Source organism: Flavobacterium chungangensis, assembly GCF_042654045.1.
In the GTDB taxonomy this organism is placed as follows: Bacteria; Bacteroidota; Bacteroidia; order Flavobacteriales; family Flavobacteriaceae; genus Flavobacterium; species Flavobacterium chungangensis.
This window is the reverse complement of the sequence record NZ_JBHSFY010000003.1, coordinates 288214-304731: the sequence shown is the minus strand read 5'-3', so window position 1 is coordinate 304731 and position 16518 is coordinate 288214. Positions and strand designations below refer to the sequence as shown.

Genomic DNA, 16518 nt, shown 5'->3' with positions numbered 1-16518 from the left:
ACGTCAACAGAATAAAAAATTCCATTGACGTTCAAATATAATTATTTTTATCTTTCAGTTTCTGTAATAAAATCTTAATTTTTAAAAAGTATACTTCTTAACTTTAGACTTTACAACTTTAGACTTTAAGACTTAAATTTATTCTCCGTAAGATGCAGCAATAAATTCTTCGTAAGTAACCTCTTTAGTAGTTGGGTTAGCTTTTTCTTTGAAGATATCTAACATTTTAGCTGCTACAACTTGCTCAGAAAGTCTTTTTACTTCGTCTTGGTTAGATAAAACTCTAGCCACGATTCCTTGAACTTCTTCGTCAGTTGGGTTTGTTTGACCAAATTGAGCCATTTGCTGTCTGATTGCATTTGATGTAAACTCTTTCAAGTCATCAAATGTAATTTGGATATTACTTTGAGCCAATGCTTTTCCTTCAATTAATTGGAAACGTAAACCTTTTTCAGATCTTGCGTATTCAACTTCTGCTTCTTCTGCAGAAAGTTTTTTCTCTCCAACAGTTTGCAACCATTTTTTAAGGAATTCAGCTGGCAAATCGAATTTTGTATTTTCGATCAAGAAATCCTGAACGTCTAATAATAATTTTTGGTCTGCTTGCTGAGCAAATTGTGCTTCAGCATCTTCTTTAATTTTAGCTTTTAAGTCTTCTAAAGAAGCTACTTTTCCTTCACCAAAAAGTTTATCAAATAATTCTTGGTTTAATTCAGCTGGCTCAGAACCGTTGATTGCCTCAATAGTAAAGTTTACTTCAACATCTAAACCGTGAACACCTTCGTGACCTACTTTTAAGTAATCCATTAATTGGTGATCGTCTTCAAATAAACCTTTTGTGCTTACTGTAACAACATCTCCAACTTTTTTACCTGTGAATTGTTTTTGAGCTTTTTTGCTGAATGTATCAACAGAAATTGTAGTCGTATTATTGATTCCGTTTGCTTCGTTTGAGAAAGTTCCAGTTAAATCAGATTTAGCGTCAGAAACTTCTTGAGGAACTGCTTTTCCAAATTGTTTTTGGATACGCTCCACTTGTCCGTCGATTAATTTATCGTCAGCAGTAACGATATATTTTACGATATTATTTTTAGCTTCAAGATCAATTTCGAAGTTTGGCACTAAACCAATTTCGTATTCGAAAGTTAACTCTTCAGCATCCCAGTTAAAGTTTTCGTTTACTTTAGCAAGAGGAGTTCCTAAAAGATTTAATCTTTCAGATTGAATATAACGCTCTAAAGCCAAATCAACTACTTTTTTGATCTCTTCTTGCTTAATAGCTTTTCCGTATTGTTTTTCAACAAGATCTTTAGGCACAGCCCCTTTTCTAAATCCTTTTACTTGCGCTAAAGGCATTTTTTCGTTAATTCTTTTTGCTACTTGACCTTTATAATCCATATGAACAACGTTCATAACGATTGTCTCGTTTACAGCGTCTATTGCTACTCTTTTAATATCCATCTTCTTCTTTAATTTACATAATAAAATTGGGTTGCAAAATTATAAAATTTTTGCAACCCAACCAAGTTTTTAATCTATTGTATTTGAAGCAGTTTTAATCTACTCAATTGTTTTATTTATCGTCTCCCAATATTTTATAAGTAAGAGATTGAAGGATAGACAAAATAATGCTAAATATTAATGCCGTCCAAAACGTATCGACTACAAAACCGCCAACAATTTTTGTACAAAGCAAAATAATCAAAGCATTTATAACCAATAAAAATAAACCAAGTGTAACAAACGTTACCGGCAGAGTTAGCAATACTAGAATTGGTTTAATGAAGATATTTAGCAATCCTAAAACTACTGCAACAATTACGGCCGTACCAAAACTAGCAACATGGACTCCAGTTAAAATATTAGACAATAATAAAACTAAGGCAGCTGTAACAAGAAGTCTAAGTAATAATTTCATAACTTTTTCTTTTAAATTTTTAATAAAAGTAATGATTTTTTATCTAACCGTATATTATTCAGAAATGGTTTCTGAATAAAAACTTCAAGCTACATAGATATATTATTTTGCTTCAATTCATATTCTCTTTGATAATCTTTTACTGTTTTTCCTTGTCCGTTTGGTCTCCATCCAGGAGCATAAAATATATATTTCAATCGGTTTTGCCAGCCAATGTTAGGTTGCTTAACATCTTGCCACATTTTTTTCCATTCGTAAAATAAAAGGTCAAAAGCACCGTCGCTTTTTGGTTTTGGATAGATTCCAAATTTTACAGGTATTTCTGGTTCTTCTTTCTGAAAAGTTCCAAACATTCTATCCCAAATTATTAATGCCATTCCCATATTTTTGTCCAAATACTTGATATTTCTAGCATGATGTACTCTATGATGTGATGGAGTCACTAAAATCCATTCTAAAATACCCATAGTTTTTATACTTTGTGTATGCACCAAGGTTCCATAAACCTGAAATAATGCATAAGCGGCCATAATATGCCAAGGATTGAAACCTAAAAAAGCTAAGGGAGAAAAATATAGGTAGCGATAAAGTGGCTCGAAGACAGAAGATCTGAACCCAGTAGAAATATTATAGTATTCTGAGCTGTGGTGCGTAATATGTACTGACCAGAAAAAACGTGACTTATGATCTACAAGATGCAAAACATAATAAGCAAAATCTTGCAATAAAAAAACAGCGACCCAATAATACCAGCTTTCTATATTCCAAGAAAAAATGCGATGTTGAAAAAAGAAAAACATAACCCCAAAGGCAAATGATTTCATTATGAAATCTAATGCAAAATTAAGCACTGCAAATGTGACATTTACAAAAACGTCATTTTTAGTATATAGATTTTTTTTACCAAAATGACTAAAGAGCATTTCGATAAGAATCAAAAGTGCAAAAAATGGAGAGGAATACAAATAAATCAGACCTAGACCGCTTTCGTCAAATAAATTATAAAAATTGAAATTCATAAATAATAAACATTAAAATCCAAAAAGCAAATTTATGGATTTTAATGTTTATTTGTAAGTTAATTCTTATTTTTTATTTTGTCTGATTAAAAATATGGCATTAATAAAATACGCCACTAAAAATCAATACTCATTTAGAATTACTCTTTCAGAAACTCTGTTGTCAATTCAAAAAACATTTTCGGATTTTCAGCATGAAGCCAATGCCCAGCATTAGGAATTGTTTCTAATTTTAAATTTGGAAAATGCTTACGAATTCCGTCCAAATCTTCATCTTGAATGTATCCAGAGTTTCCGCCACGAATAAATAATGTCGGGTTATTAAAAACTAAATCGTCTGCCAAAGGCTTTCCAATGGCATCCAGATTATTATTAAACGCTTCAAGATTAAATCTAAAAGCTAATTGCCCAGGTTCTTTCCAGTATAAATTTTTCAGCAAAAACTGACGTGTTCCAAAATCTGGAACGTATTGAGAAACAATTTCCTCAACATCATTTCGGCTTGGTTTTACCGAAAAATCAACCGCATTTAATCCTGCCAAAATTTCTTGATGGTGCTGTTTGTAGAATCTCGGGCCAATATCTGCCACAATTAATTTATCTACAATCTCTGGGTGCGTTGTTGCAAAAAGCATTGCTACTTTTCCTCCCATAGAATGTCCAAGAATATCAATTCGTGTTAGATTATTTTCCTTACAGTATTCATAAACATCTTGAACCATTGCTTCATAACTCCATTCGCTTGAATGAAAGCTGCGCCCGTGGTTCCTTAAATCTAAAATATGAACCTGAAATCCCGCTTCTACATATTGCCCAGCAAGAGTTTTCCAGTTATCAGACATTCCTAGAAATCCGTGCATGATGACAAATGGTTTTCCTTCGCCTTCTATTTTTGAGTATAACATTTGTATTAGTATTAATATCTTTTACAAAGGTAGAAAAGTTATTAGCAAAAAATATTCAAAAACACAGTTGCAACATATTGCAAGATATTTAATACAAATATATATTTTGAATTTTACGGTTTTCCGTAAGGTTATACATTTTAAAAACGCTACTTTCGCACCAAAATCAAGCATCAAAGTCTTGATTTAACAAACTAATTTAAACACCAAATCATGATTAAAAAATTCATTTTGTTATCATTGGTTGCTTCTCAACTTATGGTTTCTTGCTCTAGTGACGACAGCCCAACAACCGATCCAACTAAAGATCTAACTCTAGAAGAGCAAATTGCTAATTTAGTAAAACAACCTTACTCAAAACTTACTCCAACTGAGCAAAAAGCTAAATTAGAAGTTGAAGCTAATGAAATGCTTGTTCAATTAGACAAATCAAAAAGCTCTAGTGCTATTGAAGCAGTAGAAAACTTAAACCGTTTACTAGATATTAGCAATGTTGATATTTTTAACGGAAAAAATGACAATGAAGTTGAAGATATTTTAAATGTATCAGGTGTTTACGGTGTTTACACTTGGGATAATGCTGGAAAAAAATGGATTAAAACTGCTTCAACAACAGAATTAAAATTTGTTTTCCCTGCTAAAGAATCTCTAACTACAAACAATGCCGTTTTTTCTTCAAAAAGCACTTCTTCTGACATAAAAGTAAAATACAATGATACTTATAACTGGACAGAAAATGGATATGTAGAAGTAAACGATTGGTTCTTCCTTCCTAATACTTCGGATGCAACTTTAACGATCGACAGTAAAGAAGCTGCAGTATTTACTCAAGCAGCTAAATATACTAACGGAAAAGAAGTACCAACTGAATTCTCATACAAAATGAGCTTAAACGATGGTTATGTTTGGGAAATGAGCGGTACAAAAGCTGCTGCTAATACTTCAAAAGCTACACTTACTTACAATGGGAAAAATTTAATTTCATTTAGCGCTGGAAGCTCTGCTGAAGTTGACAAATTAATTGATAATGACGAGTTAATTCAATACAGAGGAAAAGCTAATGGCTTATTTACTTTGATGGATAATTTTGTAATTATTGCAGATATGGATTTAGCTGCTGAAGCTGCTGATAAAGCTGCTTTAGATAATATTGCACGTCCAAAAGAGCCAAAATATGATGACCCTAAAAGTGATTACAAAGCTTATTATACTGCTTTGAATGCTTATGAGAAAAAAATCTCTGAAGGAAATGCAGCTAATGCTAACAAAAACATGAAACTTATTTTAGTTTCTAAAAAAGACGGAACTAAAATTGCTGATATTGTTCAACATTCAGAGAAAGATGGTGAATACACTTTTAACTTGCCAATTTGGGATGCAGAGTTTAAGTATTGGGATAATTGGAATAGCACTGGAGAGTCTTTTACACGACCATATCTTTACGAAGCATATTACTTAAAATTCAATGACAACACTGAAGTTGAAATGAGCGCTTACTTCTCTACTGGATTTGAAAAATTACAAACTAAATTTGAAGATTTTATTACTGCTTTTAACAAACAATAATAAACTTTAAATACAACTATAAAGCCGATTTGATCACTCAAATCGGCTTTTCTTTTTTAGGTGGAGTCCTGACAGTTATAGTACTTTGTCCGTATCCTGACCAAATTCCTATTCCTCCCTTAACATTTGATTTTAAACTTATATTGGCCGGATAAATTGGATTCTGACTGTTTACAATTTCATTTTGCCAACTATTCCAAAAATCTAGAGATTCTTTCGTCTGAGTTCTTAATTTCACATGAATTAGATCTCCATCGGCAAAATATGGTGTAAATTTAGTTTTAGGAAACAATATTACACCTCGATTTATCTGTACAGAAACAGATGAAGTTTCAAAATTTTTATCATCTAAGTTTCCATAAAATGAAGGGACAAAAATAGGCTCTTCCCCTTCTATTTTAGTTGCAATCTGATAATAATTTTTCTGATCAGAAGGATCATCAAATTTTACAAAAACATATCCCGTGGTATCAGCCGGATTTCTTTTTATATATTCTGCACTCTTTAAACCAACGCTTTTAGGAATAGTTGTTACCGCACTTATCACACGATTTAAATATTCAATTTTTAACGAATACTCTTTACCCGCTTCTCCTTTTAATGTTGAACCGAAATAAACAAACGGGGGCACTCTATTTTTATCATTTTTAACCCTCAAAACTTCAGATGTTACACCGTCAGAAATAGTAATTTTTGCAGATCTGATAACATGATTTAAAACATTTGTTGAGTCAATAACATCTGTTACGGGAATACTGCTTGACAATAACACATTGGCAAAATCGCCTTCTTCAATCCAGCCTTCCACCACTATTTTAGATTCTAGGCTTTTTTCTGTTTTAAAATCATCATTAGAACAGCCTATTAAAATTAAACCTAAAATAAAGAATAGATACTTTTTCATATGCTTAAAATTTAAATCTCCAGCTAACAGAAGGCAGTATTCGATACAGCACCTTTTCTTTCTGGGTTACTACTACTTTATCTTTGTTTTCGTTTACTTCAACATCTAAAACGACATAAATTGGATTGGAAATATTAAAAGTGTTATAAATTGAAAAATTCAAAGCGCTTTCTTTTTTTGCTGTTTTTATAAAATAATAATTAGCCGCAATATCTGTTCTGATATAATTTGGCATTTGTGCATTATTATACCCAGAATATTCTTTAACTGGATTATTATTAATAAAATACCATGAAGTTGGCATGGTAAACCTATTTCCAGAGCTAAATAACTGAGTAATGCCAAAATTCCATTTTGAATTCAAATCGTACATTCCGACAAGAGAAAGATTATGGCGTCTGTCATATTTAGCAAAATACGTTTTGCCATTATTAAGTTCATCGAAATTTCTGTCAGACCAGCTTAAAGTATAACTCAGCCATCCGCTAAACTTTCCATTGCTTTTTTTGAGCATCATTTCAAGTCCGTACGCTTTTCCTTTACCCACATACAAATCATTTTTGAATGTTGTGATTTCATTAAACTGGGTAATTCCATAAGGATACTCTAATAAATTTTTCATCGAACGATAAAATCCTCCTAAAGAAGAAGTCCAGTTTCTTGTTATATTTTGATTGGAACCAACAGAAAATTCATGAGAAGATTGCGGTTCAATACCATCAGAACTTGCAATCCAAAAATCGGTAGGAATTCCAACACTCGATGTGGTAATTAAACTTAAATATTGATACTGCTTATTATAGGATGCATAAAACGAATATTTTTCATTTGGAACATAATTCAACATCGCACGAGGCTGAAAATGCAAATAAGAATCTGCTCCTGATGCATAATAATTAATGCGAATTCCTAAATCTGCAGTCAGGTTCTCTGCTATTTTAGGCTTTATAGAAGTAAAAATTGCTGCTTCACTGGCATTTATAATATCTTGTGAATTGTTGTTTATTGTTGTGAAGTTTTCCACATTTACTTTCTGTGGCTGTAAATTATGGTAAGCATATTGAAATCCAGATTCAAAAGGAATATTTTTAAATGAATATCGAACTGAATTAGTAAATCCAAAGTCTTTTACATAAGACGAGACATTAAACTGAATTGTTGCCTGCTCCATATTTAAATCATTAGAATATTGACTAAAGTAAACCGCATTTGACATACTTATTTTAGGCGAAATTGCCGTGATAAGTGATGGAGATACTGTAAAATTACTCCATTTCAAACTAGTCCGGAGTGCAAGATTTTCATCTTTAACTTTCAATTCATCTCCGCTCACAAAAGCATCTAAAACAAATAAATTGTTCTTAGAAATTTGAGACAAAAATGTAAAATTCCCATCCGAAAAACCATATTTCATATCCTTAACATCATTGCTTTTTGAGCCAGATTTCATAATCGGCCCCACAATTTCATCTATATAAGTTTTTCTTCCAGAAATATAAAACCCTGTTTTATTGCTAAGCGGGACCGCAATACTTAATTGCGAAGCTAAAATCCCAACGTTTCCTTGAATTCCAACTTCTGATGGCAGTTTTTTATTTGAATTTAATAACGTTGTCGAGCTTAATCTTCCGCCGTATTTTGCATTCGAACTTGATTTATCAAACTCTACATCTTTTATATGGTCTGCATTATAAAAAGGAAAAATACCTAACAAATGAGACATTCCATAAATCGGAGTTCCATTGTACAATATTGCATTATGCCCAGGATCTCCTCCCCTTACATAAAAATAACCATTTGCATCGCCTGAATTTTGAACACCTGGAGTTAACTGCAGAATTTTCAATATATCTGTTGTTCCCAAAATGTTTGGAACAGCAGCTAATTCTTTTACATTAAAAGATAGTTTTCCGTTAGAGAGATTGGTTATTGCATTTTTTTTATTGTTGGAAATCACAACTTCTTTTAAATGCGCAATATCTTTTTCTAAAACAATTGAAAAAAAGGTGTCTTTCTTTACTTCAAATCGAATATTTGCTGGAATATATCCTGAATGATCAATCTTAATTTTTACTTGTCCTGACGGAATTGTTACCGAAAAATTACCAAAAGAATCGGCTGTGAAAAAAACTTGAGAATCGTTTGATGCAAAAAGTAAAGTTGCACCAACTAAATTTTCATTGTCGGAAGATTTTACATTACCTGAAATAGTTGCCTTTGATTGTGCAAATACACCAGAAAAAGAGATAAAACAGAAGAAGAGGGCAATTATTTTCAACACTTAATTTTAATAAGAAAAGTGCGAAAATAAACAATTATAACCCAATTATATCAGGTTATAATTGTTTTTAAATTTAATATTATTTCAATTTATTCAGATACATATTTACGGTATTATCCAATCCAAGATAAAGTGCCTCTGAAATTAAAGCGTGGCCTATAGAAACTTCTAATAAACCTGGAATATTTTCTTTGAAAAATTTGATATTGTCTAAACTTAAATCATGTCCCGCATTGATTCCTAAACCTAATTCGTTTGCCAATACTGCTGCTTTAGTGTAAGGATCAATTCCTTTTTCGTTTCCTAAACTATATTGATGCGCAAAAGATTCGGTGTATAATTCTATTCTATCTGTCCCTGTTTTTTTAGCACCTTCAATCATTTCTAGAATTGGATCAACAAAAATCGAAGTTCTAATTCCGTTTCTTTGAAACTCGCCAATAACCTCTGTCAAATATTCTTGATTTTTGATGGTATCCCAGCCTGCAGATGATGTTATTGCTCCAATTGCATCTGGAACTAAGGTAACCTGATCTGGTTTGCACTCTAAAACCAAATCAATAAAATTATGCTGTGGATTTCCTTCAATATTATATTCTGTAGTAACTACTGCTTTTAAATCGCGCGCATCCTGATAACGAATATGACGCTCATCTGGACGCGGATGAATGGTAATTCCTTGCCCGCCAAATCGCTGAATATCTGCAGCTACTTTTAATAAATCAGGAACATTTCCGCCTCGAGCATTTCGAAGCGTTGCTATTTTATTGATATTTACACTTAATTTTGTCATATAAATAGATATTAATTCTAGTAATCTTATATTTGTTACGACAAAAATACAAAGTAAAACAGAGCGGTTTTTGGTATTTTTTGATTATTTTGCATCAAATATCCTCAATTGATTTATGACAGAAATTACAAACTATATCACAAACGATTTCAGAGCGATTGACAGTCAGGAAACGATTGCTTCGATTCAGGACTTTTTTATCGATGTAAATTTTTCTCATTTTCCGATTTTAGAAGATGGTATTTTCATCGGAAGCATCTCTTCTGACGATGTTGAAACATTTGACATTGATAAAAAAGCAATTGATTACAAATATACTTTGGAACGTTTTTTTGCGAGAAAATCTATGATTTGGTTAGATGTTCTAGAAGTTTTTGCAAAAAATCATACCAATATTCTCCCTATTCTTGACGAAAACAATACTTACATAGGCTACTATGAAATGGAAGATATCATGAAGTTTTTTCAGGAAACTCCGTTTTTAAAAGAGCCTGGTGCCATTATTATTGTTCAGAAAGGCCTTTTGGATTATTCTATGAGCGAAGTAACCCAAATTGTAGAAAGCAATAATGGTAAGATTTTAGGCTGTTTTGTTTCTGAAGCTGATACCGAAAATGTTCAGATTACGGTAAAAATAGGTTTAGGAGCAATCAATGAAATTATCCAGACGTATAGAAGATACGGATACGAAATTATTTCAGAACATCAAGAGGACAACTATATCAACAGCTTAAAAGAGCGATCAGATTATTTAGACAAATATCTCAACATATAAATTATGAATGTGCCAATGGGAGAATTAGTTAATTAGATAATTTTCGCATTTTTCCAAATTATCTAATTGACACATTGACAAATTATCTAATTTACAAAGAATGAAAATAGCCATTTACGGACAATACTATCAGAATAGCACTGAACCTATCATAAAAGACATTTTCTCATTCTTCAATACCAATAATGTCGAAATGGTAATTGAAGAAAACTTCCTGAATATGCTTTATGAAAAACAGCTTGTAAAAAAAGAATACAAAACTTTTTCGCCAAGTACTGCTTTAGACAATAGTTTCGAAATGCTGATTAGTATTGGAGGCGACGGAACGATTTTAAGAGCTGCTGCCTTTGTTCGTAATTCTGGTGTTCCTTTATTAGGTATAAATGCTGGACGTTTAGGATTTCTTGCTAAAGTTCAGAAAGAAAATATCGAGAGTTTATTGCAATATGTAATAGATCAAAACTACACCACTTCTGAAAGAACTTTATTAGGAATTACATGCGAACCTTTTAATGAAGCCTTTAAAGAACTTAATTTCGCTATGAACGAAGTTACAGTGAGTAGAAAAGATACAACCTCGATGATTACAGTTGAGACTTATTTGAACAACGAATATTTAAACTCTTATTGGGCCGACGGATTAATCATTTCTACACCAACTGGTTCTACTGGATATTCTCTAAGCTGCGGCGGACCCATTTTAACTCCAGATGTAAAAAGTTTAGTCATTACGCCAATTGCCCCTCACAATTTAACTGCCAGACCGCTTGTTATTCCAGACGACACCGAAATTACACTTCGAGTAACAGGAAGAGAAGACCAATATTTGGTTTCTTTAGACTCGAGAATTTCTTCTGTAAAAAACGAGTCTATTTTAAAGATTAAAAAAACAGATTACAAAATTAAAATGGTTGAAATACCAGGCGAGACTTTCTTAAAGACCTTAAGAAATAAACTGCTCTGGGGAGAAGATAAAAGAAATTAAACTCTTTTCTGATTCTTCACTATACGATAATACCACATTTTCTCGTTCTGCATGTAGTGAATCATCATTAAATGGCTCGAAATCATATCGTAAATTGAAAAAGAAGCACATTTAACCAAAGGAACTTTGATTCGTATTGATAATTATTATATTTGCACGCAATTTTGAATTAAATGAAGAAAATTTTTAATTTATTGTTATGTTTTTTCCCCTTTATTACACTTAATGCTCAAATCAATGAGCTTGGTGTTTTTCTTGGCGGAAGCAACTTTGTAGGTGATGTTGGAAAAACAACTTACATAGCCCCAGAAAAGCTAGCTTTTGGAGTTCTTTACAAATGGAACAGAAGTCCGAGACATGCATGGCGATTCTCTTACACACAATCAAACATTAGTGGAAATGATTATAAATCCGATGAAACTGGAAGAAATCAGAGAGGCTATCGTTTTGACAATGATATAAAAGAACTTTCTGCTGGTTTAGAATTCAATTTTTTTGATTTTAATCTTCACGATTATCATACAAAAATGACACCTTATGTATTTACTGGTTTAAATTACTTTTTCTACAATAATTTATACCGATATACTTCAAGCCCAAACACCGTATACGAGCTAAAAAATCAAAGCTCAGTTGCTATACCTATTATATTAGGTATAAAATCAAATATATCACCACGTTTTGTTTTAGCCGCTGAAGTTGGTGCGCGCTATACCTTTACAGATAATATTGACGGAAGTAATCCTAATACAAGCAGTCCAAATATCATGAAATTTGGAAATTTAAATAATAATGACTGGTATATTTTTTCAGGTATGACATTAACGTATACCTTTGGAAAGAAACCATGCTATTGCGCATACTAAAAAATGAATTTACTAGAATCAATAGATCACACAAACTTACCTAAGCATCTGGCCATTATTATGGACGGTAACGGACGATGGGCAAAACAGCAAGGTTTTTTGCGCGCATTTGGCCACGAAAACGGTACAAAATCTGTAAAAGAAATAATCAAAACTTCAGCTAAGCTGGGTATTGAATATCTAACCTTATACGCTTTTTCTACAGAAAATTGGAATCGTCCTAAATTAGAAGTTCAGGCATTGATGAAAATATTGATCAATTCATTAAAGAAAGAGCTTGTTACGCTTCAAGAAAACAATATTCGTCTTAACGCAATCGGAAATCTTGACAAATTACCCAAAACAGCCCAAAAAGAACTTTTGGATGTTATGGAAAAAACGAAAAACAATACTCGCTTAACTCTTACTCTCGCTTTAAGCTACGGCTCTAGAGAAGAATTAGTAAATGCCATAAAGTCAATTAGTGATAAAGTTAAAAATAATATAATTTCAATAGACACTATTGACGATTCAATTATAAATGAGCATCTTTACACGCAAAATTTACCAGACGTAGATTTATTAATACGAACAAGTGGAGAACATAGAATAAGTAATTTTTTACTGTGGCAGATTGCCTATGCAGAATTGTATTTTACTAATGTCTTGTGGCCAGACTTTAAAGACCAAGATTTATATGAGGCTATTATTAGTTATCAAAAAAGAGAACGTAGATTTGGAAAAACCAGTGAACAAATTAAATAATTTTTTAGTGTTACAAAAAAGAATACCACAAATAATCTGTGCCCTTTTATTACTGGGTAGTTTTTCACAAGTCAAAGCACAAGAAAGAGTTCCTTTTGATCAAGGAAAAAAATATATTCTAGCTAAAGTTTCTGTTGTTGGTAAAATAAGCTTCAATGAGCAAACTGTTGTAACCTTTTCAGGACTTCAAAAAGGTCAAGAAATTACTGTGCCTGGAGAAGAAATCAGTAGCGCAATTAAAAAACTAGGCAAACTAGGACTTTTTGACGAAATCGCTTTCTATGTTAATAAAGTAGAAAACGACAGTATCTATTTAGACTTAGATATTGTGGAGCTTCCTAAATTAAACGAAGTTAAAATCGTTGGTGTTAAGAAAAGCAAAATCGAAGGATTAATTAAAGATAACAACCTGACAAAGAATAAAATTGTCAACGAAAACTTAATTACTACGACAAAAAATTACATCGAAAACAAGTACAAAAAAGAAGGTTTTTATAATACGAAAGTTACTATAACAAACACTCCTGACACTATTAACGGACATCAAGTTAATATGCTTGTTAGAATAGATAAAGGAGACAAAGTTAAAATTAGCAGTATTGATTTCATAGGCAATAAACAGCTTACTGACAATCAATTGCGCGCCGCAATGAAAGACACGAAACAGAAAAATTTCATTCGTGTATTTAAAGCTTCTAAATTCATTCCAGAGAAATACAAAACTGACTTAGAAAAAGTAATCGCTGCCTATAAAGAAAAGGGATATCGAGATGCTCGTATTATCTACGATTCTGTTCAATACAGCAAGCAAAAAAATACCCTTGCAATTAAGATTAATGTAGAAGAAGGAAACAAATATTACTTCGGAAATATCAAATTCTTAGGAAATACTGTTTATTCAGATCAGCTTCTAAGCCGTTATTTAGGAATCAAAAAAGGAGAAACTTACAACGGGGTTTTACTAGAAAAAAGAATTGCAGATAAGACAAAACCAGACGCAGAAGACATTACGAATTTATACCAAAACAATGGTTATTTATTCTCTAACATCAACGCTGTAGAGGTAAAAACAGTTAATGACACTATCGATTTTGAGATTAGAGTTACAGAAGGTCCTATTGCTTATTTCAATAAAATTACGGTTGTTGGTAACGACAAAACAAACGACCACGTTATTTACCGTGAGTTAAGAACAAAACCAGGTGAAAAATATAGTAAAGAACAATTAGTTAGAACCATTCGTGAGATTGGACAATTAGGTTTCTTTGATCCTGAGGCAATTGATCCTAAGTTTAAAAACGTAGATGCCGGAGCAGGAACTGTTGATATTGAGTATAATGTAGTAGAAAAAGGATCTAGCCAGGTCGAGCTTCAAGGAGGTTATGGTGGTGGAGGTTTCATTGGTACATTGGGACTTTCGTTTAACAACTTCTCGGCACGAAAGCTCTTTGATAAAGAAGCTTATAAGCCTTTACCAATGGGAGACGGACAAAAAGTTGCGCTTCGTTTACAAGGAAGTACCTATTTCCAAACCTACAGTTTATCTTTCTCAGAGCCATGGTTTGGAGGAAAGAAACCAGTACAGTTTAGTTCATCTATTTCATACAGTAAGCAATTTCTTAACAATTACATCACTAGAACTGTTGATAGAAGCAAAAGTTTTAATATTTTTACAATCCAAGTTGGGTTAGCAAAAAGATTAACGGTGCCAGATGATTACTTCGTATTATCACAATCTGTAAGTTATCAGCACTATGACTTGAACAATTATAACACAGGTTTATTTACTTTTGGTAATGGTGCATCAAGAAACTTAGCGTATACAATCGGGCTTTCAAGAAGTAATAAAGGGGTAAACCCAATATTCCCTACTTATGGTTCTGAATTTAGTATTAGTGCTAAAGTTACACCTCCATATTCATTATTTAACGGTGTTGATTATGGTAATTTACAAAATGAAAAGGAATATAAAACACAATATACAGGAACATCAGGAAGCGGTATAGACGGAAAACCACTTAACACTGGTGATTATGTTAAAACAGAAACTATAAATGGAACATCTGGATATGTAAGTGTTGGATCTGATTTTGCAAGTGCTGATACAGATGTGGCAAAAGTAGATCAGAAAAAATACAACTGGTTAGAATACTATAAAATTAAATTTAAAGGAGACTGGTATACTAAAGTTTATGGAAAATTAGTATTAAGAACACTTACTGAATTTGGTTTCTTAGGGGCTTATAACCAAGAAAGAGGTGTAATTCCGTTTGAGCGTTTTTACTTAGGAGGTGATGGTATGGCAAACTACTCAATGGACGGTAGAGAGACTATTCAGTTGAGAGGTTATCCAAACAACTCTTTAACTCCAGTAAATGCAAATGGTGATGCAATTGGGGCAACGATTTACAACAAATTCTCTATGGAATTACGTTACCCAATTACATTAAAAGCGTCGGCATCTATTTTTGCATTAACGTTCTTAGAAGCAGGTTCATCATACCCAACGTTCAAAGATTACAACCCATTCGACTTAAACCGTTCTGCTGGTGCTGGTTTACGTGTATTCATGCCTGCATTTGGATTATTGGGTATTGACTTTGGTTATGGGTTTGACGCTCTTCCAGGACAAACAAAAGCTAATGGTTGGGAAACACACTTTATCATTGGACAACAATTTTAGAAATAATACGTTTGGTTAAAAATCATCAAATAAAGTTATGTTATGAGAAAACAATTTTTATTTATATTTTTAGCCTTGATTGTAGCAAATACAAGTCAGGCACAAGGTAAGACTACTCGAATTGGCTACATCGACATGGAATATATTTTAGAAAATGTTTCCGATTATAAAGAAGCTAAATCACAATTAGAGCAAAAGGCTCAAAAGTGGAAACAAGAGGTAGAGGCCAAAAAATTAAATATAAATAATTTGAAGGAAGGCTTAAAGACAGAAAAAGCTTTACTTACAAAAGAGTTAATAGAAGAGAGAGAAACCGAAATTAAGTTTCTTGAACAAGAAATGATGGATTATCAGCAGAAACAATTTGGTTCTGATGGAAATCTAATGAGACAAAAAGCGGCTTTGGCAAAGCCTATACAAGATCAGGTTTTTACTGCTGTACAAGATATCGCAGAAGCAAAAAATTACGATTTTGTTTTTGACAAATCATCAGATCTTACCATGCTTTTTAGCAATAAAAGATTTGATATTAGCGATCAGGTTTTAAGAATCTTAAACCGTACTGAAAAACGTGAGCAGCTAACAAAGAAACAATTGAAAGAGCAAGAAGTTAAAGAAAATCTTGAGAATGCAATTGACGAAAATCCAGCAATGGCTGACCGTCAAAAAGCACTTGACGAGAAAAGAGCTGCTAGAGAAAAGCTTATTCAAGATCGAAAACTAGAGCAAGAGGCTAAGAGAAAAGAATACGACGACAGAAGAAAAGCTCTGCAAGAAGAGAGAGACGCGAAAAAAAATGGCACGGTTTCTGGAACAGCTACAACAACAGCCGTTCCTGCTGCAACGAGTGGTGCGGTTAATACAAACTCGACTGCAAAAACAGCAACACCTGATGCCAACGGAGAGACACCTTCAGCTGAACAGTCTGGAATGACAAAAGCAGAAGAAAGACAATTACTTTACGAACAACGTAAAAAAGAATTGGAAGAAAGAAGAAAGAAAATTTTAGAAGAAAGAGAAGCGGCTAAAAAAGCAAAAGAAGCCGAATCGCAAAAAACAAATACGACCAATAATTAATT

Annotated in this window: 14 protein-coding genes; 7 read left to right on the top strand and 7 right to left on the bottom strand. The window is 32.5% G+C overall.

The window, feature by feature from the left end:
- Window positions 1-138: 138 nt before the first annotated feature.
- From ACFO3N_RS06420 to ACFO3N_RS06405, 4 genes are all read right to left on the bottom strand, one after another.
- Complete coding sequence (locus ACFO3N_RS06420) at window positions 139-1461, bottom strand: trigger factor (protein ID WP_379796170.1); 1323 nt, start codon at window positions 1459-1461, stop codon at window positions 139-141.
- A gap of 112 nt (window positions 1462-1573) precedes the next feature.
- A complete protein-coding gene (locus ACFO3N_RS06415) occupies window positions 1574-1918 on the bottom strand; it encodes a phage holin family protein (protein ID WP_095927871.1) in 345 nt (114 codons plus the stop codon).
- Between the two features lie 89 nt (window positions 1919-2007).
- A complete protein-coding gene (locus ACFO3N_RS06410) occupies window positions 2008-2937 on the bottom strand; it encodes a sterol desaturase family protein (RefSeq protein ID WP_379796168.1) in 930 nt (309 codons plus the stop codon).
- 140 nt (window positions 2938-3077) lie between these two features.
- Window positions 3078-3842 (bottom strand): alpha/beta fold hydrolase, encoded by a 765-nt coding sequence (locus tag ACFO3N_RS06405; RefSeq protein ID WP_379796166.1) that lies wholly within the window; start codon window positions 3840-3842, stop codon window positions 3078-3080.
- Window positions 3843-4055: 213 nt separating this feature from the next.
- On the opposite strand from ACFO3N_RS06405, the gene ACFO3N_RS06400 reads away from it, so the two are divergent.
- Window positions 4056-5408 (top strand): hypothetical protein, encoded by a 1353-nt coding sequence (locus tag ACFO3N_RS06400; protein ID WP_379796164.1) that lies wholly within the window; start codon window positions 4056-4058, stop codon window positions 5406-5408.
- Window positions 5409-5445: 37 nt separating this feature from the next.
- Here the strand turns inward: ACFO3N_RS06400 and ACFO3N_RS06395 are convergent, their stop codons facing one another.
- The 3 genes from ACFO3N_RS06395 to ACFO3N_RS06385 form a co-directional block, all read right to left on the bottom strand.
- On the bottom strand, window positions 5446-6312 hold the full coding sequence (locus ACFO3N_RS06395; RefSeq protein ID WP_379796162.1) for a DUF4249 domain-containing protein: 867 nt from the start codon (window positions 6310-6312) through the stop codon (window positions 5446-5448).
- Between the two features lie 4 nt (window positions 6313-6316).
- Window positions 6317-8590, bottom strand: a complete 2274-nt coding sequence (locus tag ACFO3N_RS06390) for a TonB-dependent receptor (protein WP_379796160.1) — start codon at window positions 8588-8590, stop codon at window positions 6317-6319.
- Window positions 8591-8672: 82 nt separating this feature from the next.
- Entirely contained in the window at window positions 8673-9386 is a 714-nt protein-coding gene (locus tag ACFO3N_RS06385; RefSeq protein ID WP_250834098.1) for a pyridoxine 5'-phosphate synthase, read from the bottom strand.
- 115 nt (window positions 9387-9501) lie between these two features.
- Here ACFO3N_RS06385 and ACFO3N_RS06380 point away from each other — a divergent pair, with 115 nt between their 5' ends.
- The 6 genes from ACFO3N_RS06380 (at window position 9502) to ACFO3N_RS06355 (ending at window position 16516) form a co-directional block, all read left to right on the top strand.
- Entirely contained in the window at window positions 9502-10161 is a 660-nt protein-coding gene (locus tag ACFO3N_RS06380; RefSeq protein WP_250834099.1) for a CBS domain-containing protein, read from the top strand.
- Window positions 10162-10261: 100 nt separating this feature from the next.
- On the top strand, window positions 10262-11146 hold the full coding sequence (locus ACFO3N_RS06375; protein ID WP_379796157.1) for an NAD kinase: 885 nt from the start codon (window positions 10262-10264) through the stop codon (window positions 11144-11146).
- 173 nt (window positions 11147-11319) lie between these two features.
- A complete protein-coding gene (gene porG, locus ACFO3N_RS06370; RefSeq protein ID WP_379796155.1) occupies window positions 11320-12012 on the top strand; it encodes a type IX secretion system protein PorG in 693 nt (230 codons plus the stop codon).
- Window positions 12013-12015: 3 nt separating this feature from the next.
- A complete protein-coding gene (locus ACFO3N_RS06365) occupies window positions 12016-12756 on the top strand; it encodes an isoprenyl transferase (protein ID WP_095927880.1) in 741 nt (246 codons plus the stop codon).
- Window positions 12689-15439 carry a BamA/OMP85 family outer membrane protein gene (locus tag ACFO3N_RS06360; RefSeq protein WP_379796152.1) on the top strand — a complete coding sequence of 917 codons (2751 nt, stop codon included), beginning with the start codon at window positions 12689-12691 and terminating at the stop codon, window positions 15437-15439. Before ACFO3N_RS06365 ends, ACFO3N_RS06360 begins: the two co-directional genes overlap by 68 nt.
- 42 nt (window positions 15440-15481) lie before the next feature.
- On the top strand, window positions 15482-16516 hold the full coding sequence (locus ACFO3N_RS06355; protein WP_379796150.1) for an OmpH/Skp family outer membrane protein: 1035 nt from the start codon (window positions 15482-15484) through the stop codon (window positions 16514-16516).
- Window positions 16517-16518 lie beyond the last annotated feature (2 nt).